Raw genomic sequence first — 24,298 nt, 5'->3', positions numbered from 1 at the left:
CAGCCGCCGCAGGGTCGAAACCGCGCCAGACGGGGACCGCGTCGCCGCCGGTACGGCACCCTCGAACGACCGTCCAGCGGGACCGACCACGCACGAGAGGGGCACGATGCCGACGATCCAGGAGCTCGCCGCACGCACGCCGTCGACCCGGCGCCGGCACGTGGACCTGCTGCGCGCCGTCGCGATCGGCGCCGTCGTGATCGGCCACTGGCTGCTCATGACGGTCGAGCGCACCGCCGACGGCCGCCTCATCGGCTACACCGCGCTCCCCCAGCTCACGGACGTCCACCACCTGACCTGGCTGTTCCAGGTGATGCCGCTGTTCTTCCTCGTGGGCGGGTACGCCAACGCGATCTCCTGGTCGCGGCACCGCGAGCGGGGCGGGGGCGCCGCGCAGTGGCTGCTCGACCGCTCGGGCCGCGTGTTCCCGCCCATGGCCGTGCTGCTCCTCGCCACGGCGGCGGGCGCCCTGGTGAGCGGCTGGGTCGGCGTCGACGAGGCGTTCCTCGCGGACGTGGTCGCCGTGGTCGTGCTGCCGCTGTGGTTCCTCGTGGTGTACCTGGGCGTCATCGCGCTGACGCCCGCGATGCTGGCGCTGCACCGCCGGTTCGGCCTCCGGGTGCCGGCGGCGATGCTCGCCGTCGTCGTCGTCGGGGACGTGCTGCGGCTGACGACGGGCGTGGAGCTGGCCGCGGGCGCGAGCTCGGTGTTCGGGTGGCTGGCGATCCACCAGGCCGGGTTCGCGTGGCAGGACGGGTCGCTGCGGCTCACCGTGCGGCGGGCGGCGGCGCTGCTCGCCGGGTCGGTGGCGGCGCTCGTGCTGCTCACGAGCGTCGGTCCGTACCCCGTGTCCATGGTGTCCGTGCCGGGCGCCGCGATGCAGAACCCGTCGCCGCCGTCGGTCGCGCTCATGCTGCTGGCCGCGGCCCAGCTCGCGATCGCCGTGCTCGTCGCGGGGCCGGCCGAGCGGTTGATGGCCCGCCGGCGGGCGTGGGCCGTCGTCGTCGGGCTCAACGGGGTGGCTCTGACGCTGTTCCTGTGGCACATGGTGGCCGCGTTCCTCGGGGCCGTCGTCCTCGACGCTCTCGGGTGGCTGCCGTCGGCCGACGTCGGGTCGGGCGCCTGGTGGCTCGGACGCATCCCGTGGATCGCGACGCTCACGCTCGTCATGGCCTTGCTGGTCGCCACCATCGGGCGGCTCGAGGCGCGGATCCTCGCCCGGAAGGCCGCCCCGGCTCCCGGCGCGCGGCCGGGCCCGGCGCCGTCGCTCGGCGTCGTGGTGGGCGGCTACCTCGCCGCGATCGGCGGGATGTTCTGGCTCGCATCGGCCGGCCGCGGGCCGCACGGCCCGTTCATGGTGCCGACGGGCGCGCTGGTGCTGGTCCTCGCGGCGTCCGCGATGCTGGCGGTCGCCCGCCGGCGGTCCCGGGGCGGGCGCGGACCCGACCAGGAGCAGACGCGCCCGCGCCTCCCGGCGGCGGCCGGCGCCCGGTAGGTCACAGCTCGCGGCGCGCCTTCTCGATGAGCGGCCGCAGCCGGTACGGGATGAGCTCCCCCATCGAGAGCGACGTCTCCGTGCGCTCGACACCGTCGATCGCCAGGATGGCCGCGTCGATGCGGAACAGGTGGTCGGTGTCCCGGCACACCACCTGCACCTGGAGGTCGGCGGTGCCGCTGCGGCCGTACGCCTGCACCACCTCGGGGATCTTCCGCAGCTCGACGACGATGCGGGCGAGCTCCTTCTGCCGCACCTCGACCTCGAGGAACGCCGTGAGCGAGTGCCCCAGGTAGTGCGGGTTCAGGCTGCGGTCGAAGTCGAGGAACGCGCCCGCCTCCTCGAGCTGTGCGAGCCGGGCGTAGATCGTGTTGCGCGACATGCGCAGCTCCGCCGCGAGCGCAGCGATGGTCGCCCGCGGACGGTCCGCGAGCGCCGCCAGGATGGCGAGGTCGACAGCGTCGTAGCTGCGCACATCGATCAGCGTAACCGCTGGTCGCTGGGCGTTCCGCTCAGCGTGTCGGGGTGCACTTCTCGCGAACTGTGACGGGCGTTACGTTCCGAGGGAACCCGGTGCTCGACGAGGAGGACCGGCGGAGACGCGAGGCGAGGCGACCATGCCAGGCATCACGGACTCGACGACGCGCGACGGCCTGTCACCCGCAGGCCTCGCACGCGACGACCTGACGACGGGGGTGCCGGACGGGCACCCCGTGGACGACGGGGCCGGCACGGTCCGGCTCCTGGACCCGGACGGCGTCCGGCACCCGTGGCCGGAGCACGACCGGTGGCTGACCGACGTCGACGCCGACGACGGAGCCCTCCTCCGGCTCCTGGAGGACATGGTGGTGGTGCGGCGCATCGACGCCGAGGCCACCGCCCTCCAGCGGCAGGGCGAGCTCGCGCTGTGGCCGCCGGTGCTGGGGCAGGAGGCGGCGCAGGTCGGGTCGGCGCACGCGCTGCGCCGCGACGACTTCGTGTTCAGCAGCTACCGCGAGCACGGGGTCGCGTACGTGCGTGGGGTCGCCCCGGTGGACCTGGCGCGCGAGTGGCGGGGCGTGGCCACCGCGGGCTGGGACCCGTACGCGGTCAACATGGCCACCCCGCAGGTCATCGTGGGCGGCCACGCCCTGCACGGCGTGGGGTACGCGATGGGGATCCTCGCCGACGCGGAGCGCGACGGCGCCCCCGATGACGACACTGCGGAGGACGGCGCTGCGGACGACGGGACCGCCGCGGTCGTCACCTACTTCGGCGACGGGGCCATGAGCCAGGGGGCGGTCAGCGAGGCGTTCGTCTTCGCTGCCACGTGGTCGGCGCCCGTGGTGTTCTTCTGCCAGAACAACCAGTGGGCGATCTCCGAGCCCGTGACGCTGCAGTCGCGCGTGCCGCTCGTGGCCCGCGCCGGGGGCTTCGGGCTGGCGGGCGTGCAGGTGGACGGCAACGACGTCCTGGCCGTGCTGGCCGTCACGCGGGCGGCGCTGCACCGGGCGCGGACAGGCGGCGGACCGACGCTCGTCGAGGCCGTGACGTACCGCCGCGGCCCGCACACGACGGCCGACGACCCCACCCGGTACCGCGGGGCCGCGGAGGTCGAGGCGTGGGTGCGGCGCGACCCCGTCGACCGGTTCGCCGCGTACCTGCGAGGCCGCGGCGTCCTGACGGACGCCGCCGACGCCCACGTGCGCGACGTCGCCGACCAGGTGGCCGCCGCGCTGCGGACCGACCTCGCGGCGAGCGAGACCCCGCCGCCCCTGGCGATCTTCGACCACGTGTACGCCCTGCCGCACCCGGCCCTGGACGCCGAGCGCGACGCGTACGCGCGGTACCTCGCCGGGTTCGCCGACGACGCCGCGGGCGGTGCCCGATGACGACGCTCACGCTCGCGAAGGCCCTCAACCTCGGGCTCCGCCGCTGCCTGGCGGACGACCCCTCGGTGGTGCTGCTCGGCGAGGACATCGGCCGGCTCGGCGGCGTCTTCCGCGTCACCGACGGGCTCCAGGCCGAGTTCGGCCCGCACCGCGTCCTGGACACCCCGCTCGCGGAGGCCGGGATCCTCGGCACGGCCGTGGGCCTGGCGTACCGCGGCTACCGGCCCGTGGTCGAGATCCAGTTCGACGGGTTCGTCTACGTGGCCTTCGACCAGATCGTCAGCCAGGTCGCCCGCATGTACGCGCGCACCGCGGGCACGGTCCGGCTGCCCATCACGATCCGCATCCCGGTCGGGGGCGGCACGGGCGCCGCCGAGCACCACTCGGAGTCGCCCGAGGCGTACTTCGTGCACACCCCGGGCCTGCGCGTCGTCGAGGTGGCGAGCCCGCAGGACGCGTACACCGTGGTCCAGCAGGCCGTCGCGTGCGACGACCCCGTCGTCTTCTTCGAGCCCAAGCGCCGGTACTACGCCAAGGGCGAGGTGGACACCGGGGCCGCGCTCGCCGACTCGCCCCCCATGGGGGCGGCCCGCGTCGTCGTCCCCGGCAGCGACGTCACGCTCGTGACGTACGGCGGGCTCGTCGCCACCGCCGTCGACGCCGCCACCGCGGCCGCCGACGACGGCGTCTCCGTCGAGGTCATCGACCTGCGGTCCCTGTCCCCCGCCGACCACGACGCCGTCGCCGCGTCGGTGCGGCGGACGGGACGGCTCGTCGTCGCGCACGAAGGGCCTCACGAGGCCGGCGTCGGCGCGGAGATCGCCGCGACCGCCACCGAGCGGTGCTTCGAGTACCTCGAGGCCGCGCCCGTGCGCGTGACCGGCCACGACATCCCCTACCCGCCGGCGAAGCTCGAGATGCACCACGTGCCGGACCTCGACCGCATCCTCGACGGCGTCGACCGCGTGCTGGGCCGCGTGCCCGCGACCGGGGCGGTGGCCCGGTGAGCGCGCGCGTCTTCCACCTGCCCGACCTCGGGGAGGGCCTCACCGAGTCCGACGTCGTCGCGTGGCACGTCGCCGTCGGCGACGCCGTCGCGCTCAACCAGGTGATCGCCGAGGTCGAGACGGCGAAGGCGCTCGTCGAGATCCCGTCGCCGTTCGACGGCGTCGTCACGGGCCTGCACGCCGAGGAGGGGCAGACGGTGCGGGTGGGCGAGCCGCTCGTGACGTTCGACGTGGCGGACGAGGCGCCGGCCGCGGGCGCCGAGCCCGAGCCCGCCGCTCCGACGCTCGTCGGGTACGGTGCCGCGCCCGAGCGGGGCGGGCGCCCGACGCGCCGCCCGCGCCGCTACGCCGCCGCGACACCCACGTCCTCGCTGCTGCCCGCCGAGGTCACGCCGCTCGCCGCCGTCGCGCCCGCCGACCGGGCCCGCTCGACGCCAGGCGTCCGGGCGTTCGCGCGGCGGCTCGGCGTCGACCTGACGGGCGTCCCCGGCTCCGGGCCCGACGGACGCGTGACACGCCAGGACGTCGAGGGCGCGGCAGCGGCCGGCGCCGGCGGAGCCGCGGCGCCCGTCCCGGTCGCCGCACCCGCCGCCGGCGCGGCCGAGACACGCACCCCGGTGCGCGGCGTGCGCAAGCACACCGCCGCGGCCATGGTCGCGAGCGCCTTCACCGCCCCGCAGGCGTCCGTGCTGCTCACGGTGGACGCCACGGCGAGCATGGAGCTGCTCGCACGGCTGCGCAGCCATCCGCTGGCCCGCGGCGAACGGATCACCGTGCTGGCCCTCGTCGCGCGGGCGGTGTGCGCCCTGCTGCGTGCGCACCCCGCGCTCGGGAGCCGCTGGGTGGACCTCCCCGACGGGTCCGCGGAGATCGTGCAGCCCGCGCACGTGACCCTCGGGATCGCCGTCGCCACCGACCGCGGCCTCGTGGTGCCGAACGTCCCCGCCGCCGACACCCTCGCGCTGCCCGACCTCGCGGCCGCGCTCACGCAGCTCACGCGCACGGCCCGCGAGGGGCGCACCGCACCGGAGCGCCTCACCGGCGGCACGTTCACGATCACCAACGTCGGCGTGTTCGGCGTCGACGCCGGCACCCCGATCCTCAACCCGGGCGAGGCCGGCATCCTCGGGATCGGCGCGGTGCGGCGCCTGCCGTGGGAGCACGACGGCCAGGTCGCGCTCCGCGACGTCGTGACGCTGAGCCTCACGTTCGACCACCGCGTGGTCGACGGCGAGCAGGCGGCCCGCTTCCTCGCCGACCTCGGCGCCGTCCTGGGCGACCCGGCGCTGGCCCTGGTGGTGGCGCCGCAGCAGCGCCCGCCCTCGGTGGTCGGGCCCGTGGAGGACTCGGCCGCTGGAGCCCCGTCGACCGCCGAGGGGCCCCGGCCCGCGCGTTCCGGGGGTGCCGCGTGACCGTCCTGGCCACCGTCGTCGACCCCCGGTCCGACGCCGCCCGCCGCACCGAGACAGCCCAGCGGGCCCTCGCCGCCGAGCTGCGCGAGCGCACCGCGGCCGCCGCCGTCGGCGGGCCCGAGCGGGCGCGGGCCACGCACCTGGCCCGCGGCAAGCTGCTCCCGCGCGAGCGCGTGGAGCGGCTGCTCGACGAGGGCAGCCCGTTCCTGGAGATCGCGCCGCTCGCCGGCTACGGCATCGACGCGCCGGCGGACGGCGGTGCCGGCCCGTGGCCTGGCGCGGGGGTGATCGCGGGCATCGGGCTCGTGGAGGGCCGGCAGGTGATGGTCGTGTGCAACGACGCGACCGTCAAGGGCGGCACCTACCACCCGCTCACCGTCAAGAAGCACCTGCGCGCCCAGGAGGTCGCGTGGGAGAACCGGCTGCCGTGCGTCTACCTGGTCGACTCGGGCGGCGCGTTCCTGCCGCTCCAGGACGAGGTGTTCCCCGACCGCGACCACTTCGGCCGGATCTTCTTCCACCAGGCCCGCCTCTCGGCAGCGCGCGTCCCGCAGATCGCGGCCGTGCTGGGGTCGTGCACCGCGGGCGGCGCGTACGTGCCCGCGATGAGCGACGAGACCGTCATCGTGCGCGACCAGGGCACGATCTTCCTCGGCGGCCCGCCGCTCGTGCAGGCGGCGATCGGCGAGGTCGTCAGCGCCGAGGAGCTCGGCGGGGGCGCGCTGCACGCCCGCCGCTCCGGCGTCGTCGACCACCTCGCCGACGACGACGAGCACGCGCTCGACCTGGTGCGCGGCATCGTGGCCACGCTGCCGCCCGACCCGGCACCGGCGTGGGACGTGGCCGACGCCGTCGAGCCCGCCGTCGACCCCGCGGGCCTGTACGCGGCCGTGCCGGCCGACGTGCAGCAGCCCTACGACCCGCGCGAGGTGATCGCCCGCGTCGTCGACGGCAGCGTGCTGCACGAGTTCAAGGCCGAGTACGGCACCACCCTGGTGACCGGCTTCGCGCGGATCTGCGGGCACCCCGTCGGCATCGTGGCCAACCAGGGCGTGCTGTTCGGCGCGTCGGCGCTCAAGGGCGCGCACTTCGTCGAGCTGTGCGACCAGCGCGGCATCCCGCTCGTGTTCCTGCAGAACGTCGCGGGGTTCATGGTGGGCACCGACGCCGAGGCGGGCGGCATCGCGAAGAACGGCGCCACGATGGTCACCGCCGTCGCGACGACGCGGGTGCCGAAGCTGACGGTGATCGTCGGCGGGTCGTTCGGGGCGGGCAACTACGCCATGTGCGGGCGAGCGTACGCGCCGCGCTTCCTGTGGTCGTGGCCCGGCAGCCGGATCTCCGTCATGGGCGGCGCGCAGGCGTCGTCGGTGCTCGCGACGGTCAAGAAGGACCAGCTCGCGCGGTCCGGCGAGGCGTGGGACCCCGACGACGAGGCCGCATTCCGGGCCGCGGTGCGCGACCGCTACGAGCGGCAGGGCGACCCGTACCACGCGACCGCGCGCCTGTGGGACGACGGCATCATCGACCCCCGCGACACCCGCCGCGTGCTGGGCCTCGCGCTCGCCGTCTGCGCCCGCACCCCGCTCCCCGAGCCCGCGTTCGGGCTGTTCCGGATGTGATGGCCATGTTCTCCACCGTGCTCGTGGCCAACCGGGGCGAGATCGCCTGCCGGGTCGTCGGCACGCTGCGCCACCTGGGCGTCCGGTCCGTCGCGGTGCACACCGGCTCCGACGCCGACGCGCGCCACGTCCGTGAGGCCGACGTCGCCGTCCGCCTCGACGAGGTCTCATCCCGGGCGGTCGAGCCCGTCGGACCCGACCTCCGACGGGGCAGCGCCCAGCCCCCGTTAGGCGAGCCCGTCGCCCCGGCGCGACGGCCCGTGGGCGGGCCCGACCGGGCCGCGTACCTCGACGTTGGCGCCGTCGTCCGCGCGACCCTCGCGACGGGCGCCGACGCCGTCCATCCCGGCTACGGGTTCCTGTCCGAGAGCCCGGCGCTCGCGCGGGCGTGCGCCCGCGCCGGGCTGACGTTCGTCGGCCCGCCGGTGGCGGCGCTCGAGCTCATGGCCGACAAGCTCGCCGCCAAGCGGCTCGTCGCCCGGCACGGCGTGCCCGTGCTGCCCGGCACGCTCGACGGCGCCGCCCTCGCGCCGGGCACCTCCACGGAGAGGATCGCCGCGACCGCCCGCGACGTCGGCTACCCGCTGCTGGTCAAGCCCTCGGCGGGCGGCGGCGGCAAGGGCATGGTCGTGGTCAGCACGCCCGCGGAGCTGCCCGCCGCGCTCGCCTCCGCCCGGCGGGTCGCGGCGGCGTCGTTCGGTGACGACACCCTGCTGCTGGAGCATCTGGTCGACCGGCCGCGGCACGTCGAGGTCCAGGTGCTCGCGGACGCGCACGGCGCCGTCGTGCACCTCGGCGAGCGTGAGTGCACTCTGCAGCGCCGCTACCAGAAGGTGGTCGAGGAGGCCCCGTCCCCCGCGCTCGACGACGCCACGCGCGCCCGGCTGGGCGAGGCGGCGTGCGAGGTCGCCCGCTCGGTCGGGTACGTGGGCGCGGGGACGGTCGAGTTCCTCGTGCCCGCCGACGACCCGGCGTCGTTCTGGTTCATCGAGATGAACACGCGCCTCCAGGTGGAGCACCCCGTCACCGAGATGGTCACGGGGCTGGACCTGGTCGAGCTCCAGCTCCGCGCCGCCGCCGGCGAGCCGCTGCCGTTCGCGCAGCCGGACGTGCGCATCACCGGGCACGCCGTCGAGGCGCGCCTGTACGCCGAGTCCCCGGCCCGCGGGTTCCTGCCCGCGACCGGGCGCGTGCTCGCGTACGACGACGCGGGCGTCGCCGCCGGCCCGGCCGCGGCGCCGCTCCGCCTCGACAGCGGCATCGAGGCCGGCGTGGCGGTCACGGGCGACTTCGACCCGCTGCTGGCCAAGGCGGTCGCCCACGGCACCGACCGCGCCCAGGCGCTCGACCGCCTCGACGCCCTGCTGGGCTCCGTCGTCGTCCTGGGCGTGGAGACGAACCAGTCCTTCCTGCGCGACCTGCTGGCCGACGCCGACGTGCGTGCGGGCCGCCTCGACACGGGCCTGATCGACCGCCTGCTGGCGGCACGGCCCGCCGCGGGGCCGGACGCGCTGCTGCTGACGGCGGCGGCGCTGGCGACGCTCGCGCCGCCGCCCGATCGGAACGTGGGTTCGGGATCGGACCGTGCATCGAACGACACGTTCCGATCCCGAACCCACGTTCCGATCGACTCGGGCCCGTCCGTCGCCCACGGCCCGTGGGCCGCCGGCGACGGCTGGCGGCTCAACGCCCCGCCGGTCCCCCGGCGCGTCGTCCTGCTCGACGGCGCCGGAACCGAGCACACCGTCGAGGTCTCCGCTGGTTCGATCACGCTCGGCGCCGGCGCCACCGCTGCCGACCCGGTCGCAGCGTCGCTCCGACCCGCCGGTGCACCCGGCGCCTGGCTCCTGACCCTCGGCGCCGTCACCACGAAGGTCTGGGCGGCCGACGACCAGGGCCGGGTCTGGGTCGGCGCCGACGGCCGCTCCGCGGCGTTCACCGTGCTCACCCGCGCCGAGCAGGCCGCCCGCCGACGCGCCCGGCGCGCCCCGCACCCGCCCGACGCCGACGCGGCCGCCGAGGTGCGCGCCGCGATCCCCGGCACCGTCACGGCGGTCGTCGTCGCGGACGGGGACGCCGTCGAGCCCGGCGCGACCGTCGTCGTCGTCGAGGCGATGAAGATGGAGCACCCCCTCACCGCGCCCCGCGCCGGGACGGTGCGCGTCCGCGTCCGGCCGGGCGACCAGGTCCGGCTCGACCAGGTGGTCGCCGTCGTCGAGGACCCGACGGGCCCCACCGGCGGCACCCCCGAGCCCGGTGCGGCCCACCCCGCCGCCCCGGTCACGCACTCCGCGACCCGAGGAGCGTCATGATCACCGAGACCCACGGCCTCACCGACGAGCAGCGCAAGCTCGCCGCCACGGTCCGCGACTTCGCCGACCACGTCGTCGCGCCGGCCGCGTACCGGTACGACACCGAGCGGCGGCTGCCCGTCGAGATCATCCGGCAGATGGGCGACCTGGGGCTGTTCGGCCTGCCGTTCCCCGTCGAGGTCGGCGGGCAGGGCAAGGACTACGTGTCGCTGTGCCTCGCCGTCGAGGCCCTCGCGCGCGCCGACCAGTCGATCGCCGTGACGCTCGAGGCGGGTGTCGGCCTGGGCGTCATGCCGATCTTCCGGCACGGCACCGACGCGCAGCGCGAGCGCTGGCTGCCCGACCTGGTGAGCGGGCGCGCGCTCGGCGCGTTCGGCCTCACCGAGGCCGGGGCGGGGTCCGACGCCGGGGCCACGCGCACCACGGCCCGCCTCGAGGGCGGCACGTGGGTCATCGACGGCAGCAAGCAGTTCATCACCAACTCAGGCACCCCGATCACGAGCGTCATCACGATCACGGCAGTCACGGGCGACCCCGGCGCCGGCAGCAAGGAGCTCTCGTCGTTCCTCGTGCCCGCGGGCACCCCGGGCCTCGTCGTCGGGCCCGGCTACGACAAGGTCGGCTGGCACACCTCCGACACGCACCCGCTCACCCTGACCGGGGTACGCGTCCCCGAGGAGAACCTGCTGGGCGAGCGCGGGCGCGGCTACGCGAACTTCCTGCGCGTGCTCGACGAGGGGCGGGTCGCGTTCGCCGCGCTCGCCACGGGCGCCGCGCAGGGCTGCCTGGAGGAGGCGCTGCGGTACGCGGGCACACGCACCGTGTTCGGCGCCAGCATCGGCTCGCACCAGCACGTCGCGTTCATGCTCGCGCGCATGGAGGCGCGGGCGCACTCGGCCCGCCTCTGCTGGTTCGACGCCGCGCAGAAGCTCGTGCACGGACAGCCGTTCAAAGCGGAGGCGTCGGTGGCCAAGCTCGTGGCGTCCGAGGCCGCGATGGCCAACGCGCGCGACGCCGCCCAGATCTTCGGCGGGTACGGGTTCCTCAACGAGAACCCGGTGGCGCGGCACTACCGCGACGCCAAGGTGCTCGAGATCGGCGAGGGCACCACCGAGGTGCAGCTCATGATCATCGCCCGCGACCTGGGGCTGACGGCATGACCAGGGACGTCGTCCAGCGGGGGCTCTTCTTCGAGGAGCTCGAGGAGGGCGTGCGCTACGTGCACCGGCCGGGCCGCACCCTCACCGAGGCGGACGACGTCCTGTTCTCGACCCTGACGATGAACCCGCAAGGCCTGCACCTCGACGCCGCGTGGGCCGCGACGCAGCCCTTCGGCAGGCCGCTCATGAACTCGATGCTCACGCTCGCCACGCTGGTGGGCCTCGCCGTCGCGCACCTGACCCGGGACACGACGGTGGCGAACCTCGGCTTCGCGGAGGTCGCGTTCCCCCACCCGCTGTTCCACGGCGACACGCTCTACGGCGAGACGACCGTGCGCACCAAGCGCCTGTCCCGGTCCCGCCCGGGCGACGGCGTGGTCACCTTCGAGCACGTGGGCCGCAACCAGACCGACGACGTCGTCGCGCGGGCGGTGCGCACCGCGCTCGTCAAGACCCGGGAGGGGACGTGACCCCCGCACCGTTCGCGCTCGGCCCCGCGCTGCTGTTCTGCCCCGCCGACCGCCCCGACCGGTTCGCCAAGGCGCTCGACCGGGCCGACGCCGTCGTCCTCGACCTGGAGGACGGCGTCGCGCCCGGCGCGAAGGCCGCCGCGCGGCAGGCCGTCGTCGGCACTCCCCTGGACCCCGCGCGCACCATCGTGCGCGTCAACCCGGCGGGCACGCCGGAGCAGGCCGCCGACCTCGCCGCCCTCGTCGGCACGGCCTACCGCACCCTGATGCTGCCCAAGGCCGACGGCCGGTTCGTCGGCCCGCTCGTGCGGGACGACGGGACGCCGTACGCCGTCGTCCCGCTGTGCGAGACCGCGGCGGGCGTGCTCGCGGCGCCGGCGCTCGCCGCGCGGCCCGACGTCGTCGCCCTCGCGTGGGGCGCGGACGACCTGGTCGCGTCGCTCGGCGGGACGTCGAGCCGGCGGGCCGACGGCCGGTACCGGGACGTCGCGCGGCACGCGCGCTCGGCGGTGCTGCTCGCGGCGGGCGCGGGCGGCAAGGCGGCGGTCGACGCCGTGCACCTCGACCTGGAGGACCTCGACGGGCTGCGCGCGGAGGCGCTGGACGCGGCCGCCGTCGGCTTCGTCGCCAGCCTGTGCGTGCACCCCTCGCAGGTCCCGGTCGTCCGGGACGCCTACGCGCCGACGCCCGACGAGGTCGCCGGGGCGCGGCAGGTCCTCGCGGCGGCGGCGACCGCGCCGGGCGCGTTCGCGCTGGACGGGCACATGGTCGACGGGCCGGTGCTCATGCAGGCGCACGCCGTGCTGCGGCGTGCGGGGATCGACACCTGGCACGACGACGAGGAGGTTCGACGATGACGGTCCTGCATCCCACGGCCGGCCACGCGCTCGACGGCCTGCTGCACGACGGCATGACGATCGCGGTCGGCGGGTTCGGGCTGAGCGGCAACCCGAACGACCTGATCGAGGCCGTGCGCGACGCGGGCGTGCGCGACCTGACGGTCGTGTCCAACAACATGGGCGTCGACGGGTTGGGCCTCGGGATCCTGCTCGAGAACGACCAGGTGCGGCACGTGCTCGCGTCGTACGTCGGCGAGAACAAGCTGTTCGCGCGGCGGTTCCTCGACGGCGACCTCGACGTCGAGTTCGTGCCGCAGGGCACCCTGGCCGAGCGGCTGCGCGCGGGCGGGGCGGGCATCCCCGCGTTCTTCACGGCGACGGGTGTGGGCACGCCGCTGGCCGAGGGCAAGCCCGTCCAGGAGCTCGACGGCCGCCGCTACGTGCTCGAGCGGGCCATCGTGGCCGACCTCGCGCTCGTGCACGCGTACCGCGCGGACCGGTACGGCAACCTCGTGTACCGGCGCACGGCCCGCAACTTCAACCCGCTCGTCGCGGCGGCGGGGCGCGTGACGGTCGTCGAGGCGGAGCACGTCGACGACCACCCGCTCGACCCCGACGTCGTCGTGACGCCCGGCATCTACGTGGACCGGCTGGTGCCCGCGCGCGAACGCGTCAAGGACGTCGAGCAGCGCACGGTCCGGCCCCGGCCGGAGCCGGCACCCGTGCGGGAGCCGGTCGAGGTCACCCCGTGGGTGTCGACGTCGTCGGACCCCGGCCGCACCGGAGGCACCCGATGACCTGGACCCGCGACGAGATGGCCGCCGTCGCCGCGGCCGAGCTGCGCGACGGCGACTACGTCAACCTCGGCATCGGCATCCCCACCCTGGTGGCCAACCACCAGCCGCCGGGCGTGCACATCACGCTCCAGTCCGAGAACGGGATGCTCGGCATCGGCCCCTTCCCGTACGAGGGCGACGAGGACGCCGACCTCATCAACGCCGGCAAGCAGACGGTCACGGCGCTGCCGGGCGCGAGCTACTTCGACTCCGCCGAGTCGTTCGCGATGATCCGCGGCGGGCACGTGAGCATCGCGATCCTCGGGGCGCTGGAGGTCTCCGAGACCGGCGACCTGGCGAACTGGACCGTGCCCGGCAAGCTCGTCAAGGGCCCCGGCGGGGCGATGGACCTGGTCGCGGGCTCGCCGCGCATCGTCGTCCTCATGGACCACGTGGCCCGCGACGGGTCGCCGAAGATCCGCCACCGCTGCACCCTGCCCCTGACGGGCGAGGGCGTGGTGGACCGCATCGTGACCGACCGCGCGGTGCTCGACGTCGCGCCTACCGGCCTCGTGCTGCGGCGCCTCGCACCCGGCGTCACCGTCGACGACGTGCGCGCCGCCACGGAGCCGGACCTCACCGTCGACCTCGACCCCCCGACCCTGGAGGAGCCATGACCGTCATCGTCGGCTACCGCCGCACCCCGTTCGTCAAGGCCAACGGCGTGTTCGCGTCCGTGCCCGCGACGACGCTCGGCGCCCGTGCCCTGGCCGCCGCGCTGGACGTGTCCGGCATCGCACCCGGCGACATCGACGTCGTCCTCGGCGGGCAGGTGCTGCAGGGGGGCGCGGGCCAGAACCCGGCCCGGCAGGCCGCCGTCGGGGCGGGCGTCCCGATGACGACGCCGGCGCTCACGCTCAACGTGGTGTGCCTCTCGGGCGAGGAGGCCGTGGTCCAGGCCCACCGGCTCATCACGACGGGCGAGGCGCGCGTCGTGGCCGCGCTCGGCATGGAGTCGATGTCGCTGGCGCCGCACGTGTGGGTCGGGTCCCGCGCCGGGCAGCGCTTCGGCCCGGTCGAGCTGCTCGACACCATGCAGCACGACGGCCTCTCCGACGCGTTCGAGCACGACTCCATGGGCCTGAGCACCGAGCGCTACGGCGACGCGTACGGCGGCGCCGCCTGGCAGACCCGGGCGGCGCAGGACGCGTTCGCGGTCACGTCGCACACGCGCGCTGACGCCGCGGCCGCGTTCCTCCGGGGCGAGATCGCGCCGGTCGACGTGCCGGGCCGCCGCGGCAGCGTCACGGTCGACGCCGACGACGGCGTCCGCCCGGACGCCTCGCTCGACACGCTGGCGCACCTGCGCCCCGCGTTCCGGCCCGACGGCACCATCACCGCCGGCAACGCGTCGCAGATCTCCGACGGCGCGGCGGCGCTGGTCCTCGTCGCCGACGACGTCGCGGACGCGCTCGGCCTCACGGGGGTCCGCATCCTCGGCCACGGCCTCGTCGCCGGGCCCGACGTGGGGCTGCACCTCCAGCCGGCGCACGCGATCTCGTCCGCCTGCGCCCGTGCGGGCATGGACGGTCACGGGTTCGCGGCCGTCGAGATCAACGAGGCGTTCGCGTCGGTGGTGCTGGCGTCGACGGACCACCTCGGCCTGGACCCGGCGCTCGTCAACGCGAACGGGGGCGCGATCGCGCTCGGGCACCCCATCGGGGCGTCGGGGGCGCGGATCGTGGGCCACCTGGCGCGGCGCCTCGAGGCGCTCGGGCCGGGTGCGGTGGGCGTCGCGTCGGCGTGCGGCGGCGGTGGGCAGGGCTCCGCGGTGCTGCTCGGGATGCCCTGATGGGCACGCTCGACGGCAAGGTCGCCCTCGTCTCCGGGGCGGGCCGCGGCATCGGCCGCGAGATCGCGATCAAGCTCGCCTCGCAGGGCGCGGCGGTCGTCGTCAACGACCTCGACGACGAGCCCGCCGCGACCACCGTCGCCGACGTCGTCGCCGCCGGCGGGCGCGCCGTGCCGTGCGCGGGCAGCGTCACCGACGAGGGTTTCGCGGAGCGCTTCGTGCAGACGGCGGTCGACTCCTTCGGCGGCCTCGACATCATCGTCAACAACGCGGGCTACACCTGGGACACCGTCATCCAGAAGACGACCGACGCGCAGTGGGACGCCCTGATCGACGTCCACCTCACGGCGCCGTTCCGCATCCTGCGCGCCGCGCAGCCGGTCATCTCCGCCGCGGTCAAGGCCGCCCGCGCGGCGGGCGAGCCGGTGCCGTGCCGCAAGGTCGTCAACATCTCGTCGATCTCCGGTCTGGGCGGCAACGCCGGTCAGGTGGGCTACGCGGCGGCGAAGGCGGGCGTGACAGGCCTGACGAAGACCATCGCCAAGGAGTGGGGCCGCTACAACGTCACCGCGAACACGGTCGCGTTCGGCCTCATCACGACCCGCCTGACGAACGCCCCCGCGGGCGAGGGCACCATCTCCGTGCAGGGCCGCGAGGTCCCGGTCGGCGTCAGCGCCCAGCTCCTGGACGCCATGACGGCGCAGGTGCCGCTGGGCCGTCCGGGCACGCCCGCCGAGGCCGCGGGAGCCGTGTACCTGCTGTGCCTGCCCGAGTCCGACTACGTCTCGGGGCAGACGCTCGTGTGCGGGGGCGGGTACGTCCTTTAGTGTCGCGCGCCATCGAGTTCCGTTGATGCCGGGGCGCCGCTCGCCGAGACGTCCTGACCCCGCACGGCTGTCCAAAGTGATCAGTCAAGTTGTCCTTCACCACTCGACCAAGACGTACTGTTATCAGTCGTCTATGCCCCCGTCGGGCAACCCAGGTCCCTCGTGTCGGCGAGAGTCGCAGGACCTTGGCTGGGCATGCTCCGCTAACGTCCACACCGCCGACGCCCGCAGGCGCCAGCAAGATGCGCACTTGCCGCCACCATGGCCAAAATCCACTGACCTGCGCATAATCTCCGACGTACATCAGTACATGACATCGGATCATTGGAGATCACGAGCATGGCACGAACACACCTAGAACGCAGGGGCCTTCTCACTTGGAGCCAGATTGCCTCATCCTGGAATCAGGCCGTGGCAGGGGGTGGATCGGCCGACTGCCAATCTCTCCAGGGTCTGTGTCAACTCGAGCTCGAACACTTACCAGAGTGTCGCGGCTGTTCCGGCAGGGCACGGTGCGGCTTCTTTTCCGAGCGACAGAACTGCGACGCTAAACTGCGGGGTGTGACCGCATGCGACTGAAAGGATGGATCAGGGTTCCCCTGGCAGCGGCAACGGGGTTCGTCGGTGCTGGCGTCGCGACCGCTCTGTGGTTCTTGGTCTACATTCTAGGCTTCGGACGTGTTGATGCATCTCCTACATCCTTATCATTTCTGGTGCTCAGTATCGTCGCTGTTTTCCTGACGATCGCTTGCATCCATGTGGCAAGGCGGTGGCGTGCGGTATCCATTGGTGCGGCTCTGTGGTTTGCCGTTGTAGCGGTGTGGTCAGCGGTGATTGTCGCGCACCCGTACTCTCGGCCGCCGCAGATCTTCACGAGTCGGACCTCGCTCGAAGCCGTGCTCCCGCTAGCGCAAGGCTTCGCCGCAGCCCTAGCCGCTGCGTGCCTGTGGGGAGGCTCGGCCGCCCAGCGGGCAGCAAGTACGCCATCGCCTAGTGAAGAGCCCATGGGGTACCAGGAACCCCGCCACCCCCGCAGGTGACGCCGCAACACGCCGGAGACCTTGTGACACGTCTCCCGGCGTTCTGCCACCAGCCACCTTCAGGGTGCGCTGAACCTCGACGTCAACGCCGCCGACTTCGCCGAACAGGCCGCCCGGCTGGACCAGTCGTCCCCCTTGGTCATCTACTGCCGGTCCGGCGCGCGCGCTGTCACCGCAGTGCGTCACCTCCGCTCCGCCGGGTTCGCCGACGTCGTCAACGCGGGGTCCGTCACCGCCGCCTCGCGGGCGACGGGCCTCGCCGTCGTCGTCGCCGACTGACCTGGAGCAGTGGGCGGATCGACCGGGCGGATTGCGGTCCATGTCGACCACGTACACCGGCAGGCCGGCGTTCCAGAGGGCGACGACGGTGGGCTCGAACTCTGCGCAGGATGCGCAGGCGGAGCACCAGAAGTCGACGGCTGGGTCACCCCTGCCTCCATCACCCGGTCACCGCTACGAGGAGCCACTCCCAGCGCCACCGCTCGCCGTTCCCGTGCGGACCGCGCACCGTAGACGGGTGGGCCGACGCCCGCCGGCCCTGGGGATCGGTGGAAGGACGGACGCGCCATGAGCTACCGGATCGGATATCTGGTCGGCAGCCTCGCGAAGGGCTCGATCAACCGCACGCTGTCGAAGGCGCTCATCGCGCTGGCCCCCGACGACCTCGAGTTCACCGAGATCCCGATCGGGAACCTGCCGCTCTACAGCTGGGACTACGACGCCGACTACCCGCCCGAGGGACGCGCGCTCAAGGACGCCATCGCGGCGTCGGACGGGCTGCTGATCGTCTCCCCCGAGTACAACCGGTCGATCCCCGGTGCGCTCAAGAACGCCATCGACTGGGGCTCGCGCCCCTGGGGCACCAACTCGTTCGCCCGCAAGCCCACGGGCATCATCGGGGCGTCCCCCGGCGGCATCGGCACCGCGGTCATGCAATCCTCCATGCGCGCGGTGCTCAGCTTCCTCGACGCACCGCAGCTCAACGCACCCGAGGCCTACATCACGTTCCGGCCCGACGACTTCGGCCCGGACGGCGAGGTGCGCAACGAGGGCACGGCCGACTTCCTGCGGCACTACATGGCCGAGTACGACGCGTTCGTGCAGCGCGTCCTCGCCGCCAGCGCGCCCGGGCACATCGGCGACGAGGACGCGGCCACGGCCCACTAGCCCGGGGTCAGGCCTCCGGGACCGGCGTGTCGAACCGCTCGGGGCGCGGTACGTCGGGATCCGGCCCGCTGCGCACGCCCGTGTCGAGCGCGTCGATGCGGTCCAGCTCGTCGTCGCCGAGGGCGAAGTCGAGCACGGCGAAGTTCTCGGCGATGCGGCCCGGGTTGGTCGACTTCGGGATGGCCGAGCGGCCACGCTGCAGGTGCCAGCGCAGCATGACCTGCGCGGGCGTCCTGCCGTGCCCGGCGGCGATCTCGCGCAGGGTGGGGTCGTCCATGACCGAGCGCCGGCCCTCGCCCCAGCCGGGGTAGAACGTCATGCCGCCGATGGGCGACCACGCCTGCGTGAGGATGCCGTGCTCGGCGTCCGCCGCCTGGACGGCCGGCTGCGTGAAGTACGGGTGCAGCTCGACCTGGTTCACGGCGGGCACCACGTCCGTGCGGTCGAGCAGCTCCGCCAGGTGGTGCGGCATGAAGTTGCTGACGCCGATGGCGCGCACCTTGCCGTCGTGCAGCAGCGTCTCGAGCGCCCGGTACGCAGCGAGGGTCTTCTCGAACCGGTCGGTGGCCGGCTGGTGCAGGATCAGCAGGTCGAGCTGCTCGACGCCGAGCTTGCCCGCCGCCTTGTCGAACGCGTGCAGCGCCTCGTCGTAGCCGTAGTCGCTCACCCAGACCTTCGTCTCGAGGAACACGTCGTCGCGGTCGACGCCGCTGCGGCGCAGCCCCTCGCCCACCTCCCGCTCGTTCTGGTACGCCGCGGCCGTGTCGACGTGCCGGTAGCCGACCGCGAGCGCCTCCGCGACGGCGGCGGCGGTCTCCTCGGGCGGGCTCTGGAAGACGCCGAGGCCGAGGGCGGGCATCGTGACCCCGTTGTTGAGCGTCAGGGTGGGGACGTTCATGTGCACCTCCGTGCGGTGGATGGCGACCGGTCCGGTCTGCGGCGAGTCTTCCCCCTGGCGCGCCGCCGCGCGAGCGTCGCCGGTGCGGGCGGGTCAGGCCACCGTCACCTGGATGGTGTGCCAGCCGGTGGCGCCGTCGGGGTCCGGCGGCGCCTCCTCGGACGTCTGCACGTGGCCGTCCGCGTCGGTCGCGCGCACGCGCAGCGTGTGGTCGCCCGCGCGCGCCGACCCGGTGTCCCACGCGACGCGCCACTGCCGCCACGTGTCGGGTCCGACGGTGGCGGCGAGCGTCGCCGCCTCCCAGGGGCCGTCGTCCACCTGCACCTCGACGCCGCCGATGCCGGTGTGCTGCGCCCACGCCACCCCGGCGACGGCAACCGTCCCGTCGTCGCCCGGCGTCACCGTGTCGCCGTACCTCGGCACGTCGATGCGGGACTGCAGCTTGACGGGCCCGCGCTCGGACCAGCCGCGCGGCGTCCAGTAGGCGACGTCGTCCGCGAACCGCGTGACCTTGAGCTCGGTGACCCACTTCGTGGCCGACACGTACCCGTAGAGCCCCGGCACCACGAGCCGCGCGGGGAAGCCGTGCTCGACGGGCAGGGGCTCGCCGTTCATCCCGACGGCGAGGAGGCAGTCGCGGTCGGGCTCCTGGAGGACCGCGAGCGGCGTCCCGGCGGTGAAGCCGTCGACGCTGCGCGACAGAACCATGTCGGCGTCCGCGTGCGGGCGGGCGCGCGCGAGCAGCTCGCGCACCGGGTAGCCGAGCCAGAGCGCGTTGCCGACGAGGTCGCCGCCCACCTCGTTGGACACGCACGCGAGCGTCACGTGGTGCTCCTCGAGCGGCAGCGCGAGCAGCTCGTCCCACGTCAGCTCGAACGGGTCGTCGACCAGCCCGACGACGCGCAGCGTCCACGTGGTGGGGTCGACCACGGGCACGCGCAGCGCCGTGTCGATCCGGTAGAAGGCGTCGTTGGACGTGACGTAGTCCGCGAGACCGGGGTAGCCGAAGTCCGCGCCGGCCGGGACGGCGGGCGCCGGCGTCGCGGGGCTCGGCAGCCGCAGCGTCTCGCGGACGGCCTGCGCGGCGCGCGCTCCGGCCCCGACGGCCCGCGAGGCGACGACGGCCACGAAGGCGCCCGCGGCGGCCAGCCCCGTGAGCTGGAGGAACGAGCGCCTGTCGAGGTCGGCCTCGCGCCGTGCGGCCGCAGCCCGGCGCCCGTCCGCGGCGTCGCCGGCGGGCGCGGCGAGGCGCTCCTGCGCGGCGCCCAGCCGGCGCACCCGCCCCGCGAGCGACCGCAGGAGCGCGACGCCCGGCCCGACGCCGACGACGCTCGGCACCGCCCACGCGGCCGTCGCGCCCGGCCGGGCCGTCGCGACGAGCGCGGCGACGACGCCCACCGCGCCGAGCAGCACCTGCCCCCACGGCGGCCGGCGCACCTCGAGGACCCCCGCGAGCGCCGCACCGGCAGCCAGCACCACGCCCATGGTCGCGAGCAGCACGGCCTTGTCAGCCGTGCCGAAGAGCGAGACCGCCAGGTCCTTGAGCCAGCCCGGGACGGCGTCGACGACGGCGCCGCCCGCCGCGAGCACGGGGCTGGACCCTGGCGCCACCCACGCCGCGACGAGCTCCGCGACCGCGAGCCCGGCCCCCGCCGCGACCACGCCCGCGAGGGCCGCCCACCAGCGGCTCACCGGCCGCGCCTCCGGCGTCGTCGTCCCCATGCGCCCAGCGTCCCACCGGGAGCGGCGCCACGGGAGGGGCGGCGGGCGCCCCGCGGCTCAGAGCCGCGCGAGCGTCGCGAGCACCAGGTCGTGCGCGTAGGGCGCCGCGACGTCGGTCAGGAACGCCCGGAAGTCGCCGTGCGCCGCAGCGTCGGCGCGGTCGGAGACGGTGCGTGCCACACCGAACGGCACTCCCGCCTCGATGCAGACCTGGGCGAGCGCGGCGCCCTCCATCTCGACGGCGAGCACGTCGGGCAGGTCGGCGCGCAGGCGGGCGCTCGCGTCCGCCGTCGCGACGAACAGGTCGCCGCTGACGACGAGCCCGGCGTGACGCCGCGCCACGCCGCCCGGGCGGCGCGCGACGACGTCGTCCGCCGCCGCCTCGAGCGCTGCGGTGAGGCGGGCGTCGGCGAGGAGCCGCTCGACGCTCCAGTCGGGCATGACCCAGCGCGGCGCGAGGGGCCGCGCGTCGACGTCGTGCTGGAGCAGCTCGCGGGCGACGACGACGTCGCCGGGCTCCACCCCGGCGCCGAGGCCGCCCGCGGTGCCGACCATGAGGACGGCGTCGGCCCGCTCGCACAGCAGCGCGGCCGTCGCGGCGGCAGCGACCTTGCCGATCCCGCTGAGCGTCAGGACGACGTCGCGACCGGCGATCTCCGTGCGCAGGAACCGCCGCCCGGCGACGGTCTCGGCCTCGACGTGCCCCGACCCGCTCTCCTGCGCCGCGGCGAGCACCGCCGCGAGCTCCTCGCGCATCGCGGCGACGACGGCGATCACGGCACCCGTCCCTCGCGCATCACGCCTCTCGTGGTTCGAGGACGACGACGGGCGTCGCGCGGCCGCGCCGGGCGGCGAACCGGTCGATCCCCTCGCCCCAGCTCGTGTAGCCGGCGAAGCCGGCCCACAGCCGGTCCCGCTCGGCGCCGGTCGCGGCCCGGCCGCGGACCGGGACCGTCCCGTCGACGGTCTCGACGACGGCGTCGGGGTGGGCCTGGAGGTTGAGCCACCAGGCCGGCGGCTCCGGCTGCCAGCCGTTCATGGCCAGGGTGACGTAGCGGTCGCCGTCGCGCCAGTACGCGACGATGACCATGCGCTCCTGGCCGCTGCGACGGCCCGTGGTCCGCAGCCGGAGCATCCCGGCCTTGCCGCGGCGGGCGGGGGCCCGCACCACGCCGGTGCCGCCCTTGACGCGGTCGACCAGCTTGTGGACCTTCCAGGCGGTGCGCACGAACCAGCGCGGCGGCATCCAGGGCTTGCGTGTGGCGGTCATGACGGCTCCCCCGTCGCGGTGGCCGGGGACGGTCGTCCCCGGCGTCTCCACCGTACCGACAGGTCCTCGCCGCCGTGAGCACGCGTCGCGTCGCCGCGGCGCCCGGGGTGGACCCGATGTCGCTCTACCGCCAGCCCGGCAGGCCGGTAGCGGCCCGGGGGCTCGCTACGGCGACGGGCGGGCCGCGAGGAAGGACTCCAGGCGGTCCAGGAAGGCGGCCGGCGCCTGGACGACGACGGGTCGGGCCGCCGGCGGCGCGAACCACGCGTAGCGGTCGAGCTCGGGGACGGTCAGGCGGCGGCCGCTGCGCGGGGGCCACTCGATCTCGGTCGTGTTGCTCGCGAGCGCGGCCAGGTCGAGCGCGTCGGGCCGGACCTCGCGCGCCCACGCCTGCACCCGCTTGCCGGCGCGCTGGCGGACCTCGCCGAGGTCGAGGTCGCCCGCACCCGGGTCGGCGGGCGGCGGGACGGGGACGCCCAGCTCCTCCTCGGCCTCGCGGAGGGCGGCGGCGTACGGGGCCTCGCCGGGGCCGGGCTCACCCTTCGGGATCGTCCAGGCGCCCTCGTGCCTGCGGGACCAGAATGGGCCGCCCATGTGGCCGAGCAGCACCTCGACGCCGCCGCCGGGCTGCCGGCGGAACAGGAGCAGGCCGGCGCTCGCCGCGGGCATCGGTCAGCACCGCCGCGCGTCGGCCGCCGCGCGGGCCCGCCGGGTCCGGAGAGTCACCCCGCGACCATGGCACCCGCGCGCACGCACCGCGCGACGAACGCTGCGCTGACCTCGCAGACCCGCTGCGCTGTCGCTCTCCCGCGCGGGCAGGGCAGGCTATGTCCATGAGCACGATCGAGCGACTGACCTCTGACATGACCGCCGCCCTCAAGGCGCGCGACCACTTCGCCCTGGGAACCCTGCGCCAGGTGATCGGCGCGGTGCGCGCCGAGGAGAAGGCCGGCAAGGTCGCCCGCGAGCTGACCGACGAGCAGGTCCAGGCGGTCCTCGTCGGCGAGGTCAAGAAGCGGCGCGAGTCGGCCACCATCTACGCCGGGGCGGGCGCGCAGGACCGCGCCGACAACGAGTCGGCCGAGGCCGACCTCATCGAGACGTACCTGCCCGCCGCACTGTCGGACGCCGACGTCGACGACCTCGTCGCGCGCGCGATCGCCGAGGTCGGCGCGACCTCGGTCAAGGACATGGGCCAGGTCATGAAGGCCGCCAACGCCGCCGCGGCGGCGTCCGGCGGCCGCGTGGACGGCAAGGCGCTGTCGGCGAAGGTGCGCGCGGCGCTGACGCCGGGGACCTGACCGCGTGGAGACGGGCGCGCTACAGCGCACCCGTCTCCACGTTGAGGATGTTGCCGTCCGGGTCCGCGAACCAGGCGGAGCGCCCCGAGCCGGACGACAGCACCCCGTCCGTCCACGTGCCCTCGGGCACGTCGAACGTCTGGAGCTCGACGCCCCGCGACCGCAGCGCCGCGATCTCGTCGTCAAAGGCGTCCTGGGGGACCTGGAACGACAGGGCGGTGGCCTTGTTCGTGCCCGCGTACGACGACGGGTAGACGAGGAACCCCCCGGACGGGGTGCGGTAGAGGACGCCGTCCGGGCCCGGGGTGGGGTCCGGCAGGCCGAGCGTCGTCTCGTAGAAGGAGCGCGCCCGGTCGAGGTCCGTGACCGCGAGGACCGGGATCACAGGGTGGTCCGAGAGCATGTCCGCCTCCACGGCGAGCCGGCCGCCCGTCGGCCGCCTGGCCATCTTTCAAGGTACGAGCCGCCGCGACGAGGGTCAATGGAGGGACGGACCAGACCCGCGCAGGTGACGGTCGAAGAACCGCTCCCCGTCCTCCAGCTCGAACCACGGGGTGCCGACGTGCCCGCCCAGGTTGGCGTGCAGCGTCTTCTCCGTGCTGCCGAACGCGTCGAACAGGTCGAGCGCCCGCTGCCGGGGGTTGCCGGCGTCGTCCCACTGCAGCAGGACCAGCAGCGGGATCGTGACCTGGCGGGCCGCCTCGCGCTGGGTACGGGGCACGTACCCTCCGGCGAAGAACCCGGCGGCCGCGATGCGCGGCTCGACGGCGGCGAGCCCGATCCCGAGGGCCAGCCAGCCCGAGTAGCCGACGGGGCCGCCGATCTCGGGCAGCGTCAGGAGCGCGTCCAGGGTGGTCCGCCAGTCCGGGACCGCACCCGCGACGAGCGGGCCGGTGTAGGACTCGAGGACGTCGTCGGTCGGTCCCGCCTGCATGCCGCGGCGGAACTCGGCCCGAGCCAGCTGCTGCGCCTCGGTGCGGGACCGGTCACCGCACCCGAAGGCGTCGATGGAGGCGACCGCGTACCCGGCGGCCGCGGTGTGCCGGGCCCTCGCGACGAGCCGGGGCTCGCACTTGGGCAGGGCGTTGTTGTGTGCCATCAGGATCAGCGGCACCGGCTCTGCGGACGCGGGCGTCCAGAGGGTGCCGGGGATGTCGCCGAGAATGAGCTCGCGCTCGACGACGCCGTCGTCGTGCCGCTGCTCGGAGGTGACGTGCATGGTCGCGCCTTTCGGGAGTGCTGATGATCGGCGCTCCC

Annotated in this window: 23 protein-coding genes and 1 pseudogene; 16 read left to right on the top strand and 8 right to left on the bottom strand. The window is 75.0% G+C overall.

The window, feature by feature from the left end; genetic code table 11:
- The first annotated feature begins 106 nt into the window (after window positions 1-106).
- A complete protein-coding gene (locus ET471_RS13740; protein WP_129189191.1) occupies window positions 107-1,495 on the top strand; it encodes an acyltransferase family protein in 1,389 nt (462 codons plus the stop codon).
- A gap of 1 nt (window position 1,496) precedes the next feature.
- On the opposite strand, the gene ET471_RS13735 is transcribed toward ET471_RS13740, so the two are convergent.
- Window positions 1,497-1,970 (bottom strand): Lrp/AsnC family transcriptional regulator, encoded by a 474-nt coding sequence (locus tag ET471_RS13735; RefSeq protein ID WP_129189190.1) that lies wholly within the window; start codon window positions 1,968-1,970, stop codon window positions 1,497-1,499.
- Window positions 1,971-2,112: 142 nt separating this feature from the next.
- Here ET471_RS13735 and ET471_RS13730 point away from each other — a divergent pair, with 142 nt between their 5' ends.
- The 14 genes and pseudogenes from ET471_RS13730 to ET471_RS13665 all read left to right on the top strand — a co-directional run bounded on the left by ET471_RS13730 (window position 2,113) and on the right by ET471_RS13665 (window position 17,850).
- Window positions 2,113-3,366, top strand: coding sequence for a thiamine pyrophosphate-dependent enzyme (locus ET471_RS13730; RefSeq protein ID WP_129189189.1), 1,254 nt, complete (start codon window positions 2,113-2,115; stop codon window positions 3,364-3,366).
- Complete coding sequence (locus ET471_RS13725) at window positions 3,363-4,373, top strand: alpha-ketoacid dehydrogenase subunit beta (protein WP_129189188.1); 1,011 nt, start codon at window positions 3,363-3,365, stop codon at window positions 4,371-4,373. Before ET471_RS13730 ends, ET471_RS13725 begins: the two co-directional genes overlap by 4 nt.
- A complete protein-coding gene (locus tag ET471_RS13720) occupies window positions 4,370-5,785 on the top strand; it encodes a dihydrolipoamide acetyltransferase family protein (RefSeq protein ID WP_129189187.1) in 1,416 nt (471 codons plus the stop codon). The genes ET471_RS13725 and ET471_RS13720 overlap by 4 nt, the downstream gene beginning before the upstream one ends.
- Entirely contained in the window at window positions 5,782-7,407 is a 1,626-nt protein-coding gene (locus ET471_RS13715; RefSeq protein WP_129189186.1) for a carboxyl transferase domain-containing protein, read from the top strand. Before ET471_RS13720 ends, ET471_RS13715 begins: the two co-directional genes overlap by 4 nt.
- Window positions 7,408-7,412: 5 nt before the next feature.
- Entirely contained in the window at window positions 7,413-9,719 is a 2,307-nt protein-coding gene (locus ET471_RS13710; protein WP_242496297.1) for an ATP-binding protein, read from the top strand.
- The gene (locus ET471_RS13705) at window positions 9,716-10,879 is read left to right on the top strand and encodes an acyl-CoA dehydrogenase family protein (RefSeq protein WP_129189184.1); all 1,164 of its coding nucleotides are present in this window, start codon (window positions 9,716-9,718) and stop codon (window positions 10,877-10,879) included. Before ET471_RS13710 ends, ET471_RS13705 begins: the two co-directional genes overlap by 4 nt.
- Complete coding sequence (locus tag ET471_RS13700) at window positions 10,876-11,349, top strand: MaoC family dehydratase (RefSeq protein WP_129189183.1); 474 nt, start codon at window positions 10,876-10,878, stop codon at window positions 11,347-11,349. Before ET471_RS13705 ends, ET471_RS13700 begins: the two co-directional genes overlap by 4 nt.
- The gene (locus ET471_RS13695) at window positions 11,346-12,206 is read left to right on the top strand and encodes an HpcH/HpaI aldolase/citrate lyase family protein (RefSeq protein WP_129189182.1); all 861 of its coding nucleotides are present in this window, start codon (window positions 11,346-11,348) and stop codon (window positions 12,204-12,206) included. Before ET471_RS13700 ends, ET471_RS13695 begins: the two co-directional genes overlap by 4 nt.
- Window positions 12,203-12,985 carry a CoA transferase subunit A gene (locus tag ET471_RS13690; protein WP_129189181.1) on the top strand — a complete coding sequence of 261 codons (783 nt, stop codon included), beginning with the start codon at window positions 12,203-12,205 and terminating at the stop codon, window positions 12,983-12,985. Before ET471_RS13695 ends, ET471_RS13690 begins: the two co-directional genes overlap by 4 nt.
- Window positions 12,982-13,641: a CoA transferase subunit B gene (locus ET471_RS13685; protein WP_129189180.1), complete on the top strand. Its 660-nt coding sequence runs from the start codon at window positions 12,982-12,984 to the stop codon at window positions 13,639-13,641. Before ET471_RS13690 ends, ET471_RS13685 begins: the two co-directional genes overlap by 4 nt.
- The gene (locus tag ET471_RS13680; RefSeq protein ID WP_129189179.1) at window positions 13,638-14,816 is read left to right on the top strand and encodes an acetyl-CoA C-acyltransferase; all 1,179 of its coding nucleotides are present in this window, start codon (window positions 13,638-13,640) and stop codon (window positions 14,814-14,816) included. The genes ET471_RS13685 and ET471_RS13680 overlap by 4 nt, the downstream gene beginning before the upstream one ends.
- Window positions 14,816-15,643, top strand: coding sequence for an SDR family NAD(P)-dependent oxidoreductase (locus ET471_RS13675; protein ID WP_129189178.1), 828 nt, complete (start codon window positions 14,816-14,818; stop codon window positions 15,641-15,643). Before ET471_RS13680 ends, ET471_RS13675 begins: the two co-directional genes overlap by 1 nt.
- Before the next feature lie 1,100 nt (window positions 15,644-16,743).
- Window positions 16,744-16,962 (top strand): annotated as a pseudogene (locus ET471_RS18870) (rhodanese-like domain-containing protein); the annotation flags it as partial.
- A gap of 288 nt (window positions 16,963-17,250) precedes the next feature.
- Complete coding sequence (locus tag ET471_RS13665) at window positions 17,251-17,850, top strand: NADPH-dependent FMN reductase (protein WP_129189176.1); 600 nt, start codon at window positions 17,251-17,253, stop codon at window positions 17,848-17,850.
- 7 nt (window positions 17,851-17,857) lie between these two features.
- On the opposite strand, the gene ET471_RS13660 is transcribed toward ET471_RS13665, so the two are convergent.
- The 5 genes from ET471_RS13660 to ET471_RS13640 form a co-directional block, all read right to left on the bottom strand.
- The gene (locus ET471_RS13660; protein ID WP_129189175.1) at window positions 17,858-18,748 is read right to left on the bottom strand and encodes an aldo/keto reductase; all 891 of its coding nucleotides are present in this window, start codon (window positions 18,746-18,748) and stop codon (window positions 17,858-17,860) included.
- 93 nt (window positions 18,749-18,841) lie between these two features.
- Entirely contained in the window at window positions 18,842-20,470 is a 1,629-nt protein-coding gene (locus ET471_RS13655; RefSeq protein WP_129189174.1) for a molybdopterin-dependent oxidoreductase, read from the bottom strand.
- 57 nt (window positions 20,471-20,527) lie between these two features.
- The gene (locus ET471_RS13650) at window positions 20,528-21,247 is read right to left on the bottom strand and encodes a 5'-methylthioadenosine/adenosylhomocysteine nucleosidase (RefSeq protein WP_207207272.1); all 720 of its coding nucleotides are present in this window, start codon (window positions 21,245-21,247) and stop codon (window positions 20,528-20,530) included.
- Window positions 21,248-21,266: 19 nt separating this feature from the next.
- Window positions 21,267-21,740: a nitroreductase/quinone reductase family protein gene (locus ET471_RS13645; RefSeq protein ID WP_129189173.1), complete on the bottom strand. Its 474-nt coding sequence runs from the start codon at window positions 21,738-21,740 to the stop codon at window positions 21,267-21,269.
- 165 nt (window positions 21,741-21,905) lie between these two features.
- The gene (locus ET471_RS13640) at window positions 21,906-22,409 is read right to left on the bottom strand and encodes an NUDIX domain-containing protein (RefSeq protein WP_129189172.1); all 504 of its coding nucleotides are present in this window, start codon (window positions 22,407-22,409) and stop codon (window positions 21,906-21,908) included.
- 164 nt (window positions 22,410-22,573) lie between these two features.
- On the opposite strand from ET471_RS13640, the gene ET471_RS13635 reads away from it, so the two are divergent.
- On the top strand, window positions 22,574-23,041 hold the full coding sequence (locus ET471_RS13635) for a GatB/YqeY domain-containing protein (protein ID WP_129189171.1): 468 nt from the start codon (window positions 22,574-22,576) through the stop codon (window positions 23,039-23,041).
- A gap of 19 nt (window positions 23,042-23,060) precedes the next feature.
- Here the strand turns inward: ET471_RS13635 and ET471_RS13630 are convergent, their stop codons facing one another.
- Window positions 23,061-23,489, bottom strand: a complete 429-nt coding sequence (locus ET471_RS13630; protein ID WP_242496296.1) for a VOC family protein — start codon at window positions 23,487-23,489, stop codon at window positions 23,061-23,063.
- Between the two features lie 30 nt (window positions 23,490-23,519).
- On the bottom strand, window positions 23,520-24,260 hold the full coding sequence (locus tag ET471_RS13625) for a dienelactone hydrolase family protein (protein WP_129189170.1): 741 nt from the start codon (window positions 24,258-24,260) through the stop codon (window positions 23,520-23,522).
- Window positions 24,261-24,298: the final 38 nt, after the last annotated feature.

Source organism: Xylanimonas protaetiae (assembly GCF_004135385.1).
In the GTDB taxonomy this organism is placed as follows: domain Bacteria; phylum Actinomycetota; class Actinomycetes; order Actinomycetales; family Cellulomonadaceae; genus Xylanimonas; species Xylanimonas protaetiae.
This window is presented reverse-complemented; position numbering and strand designations above follow the sequence as displayed.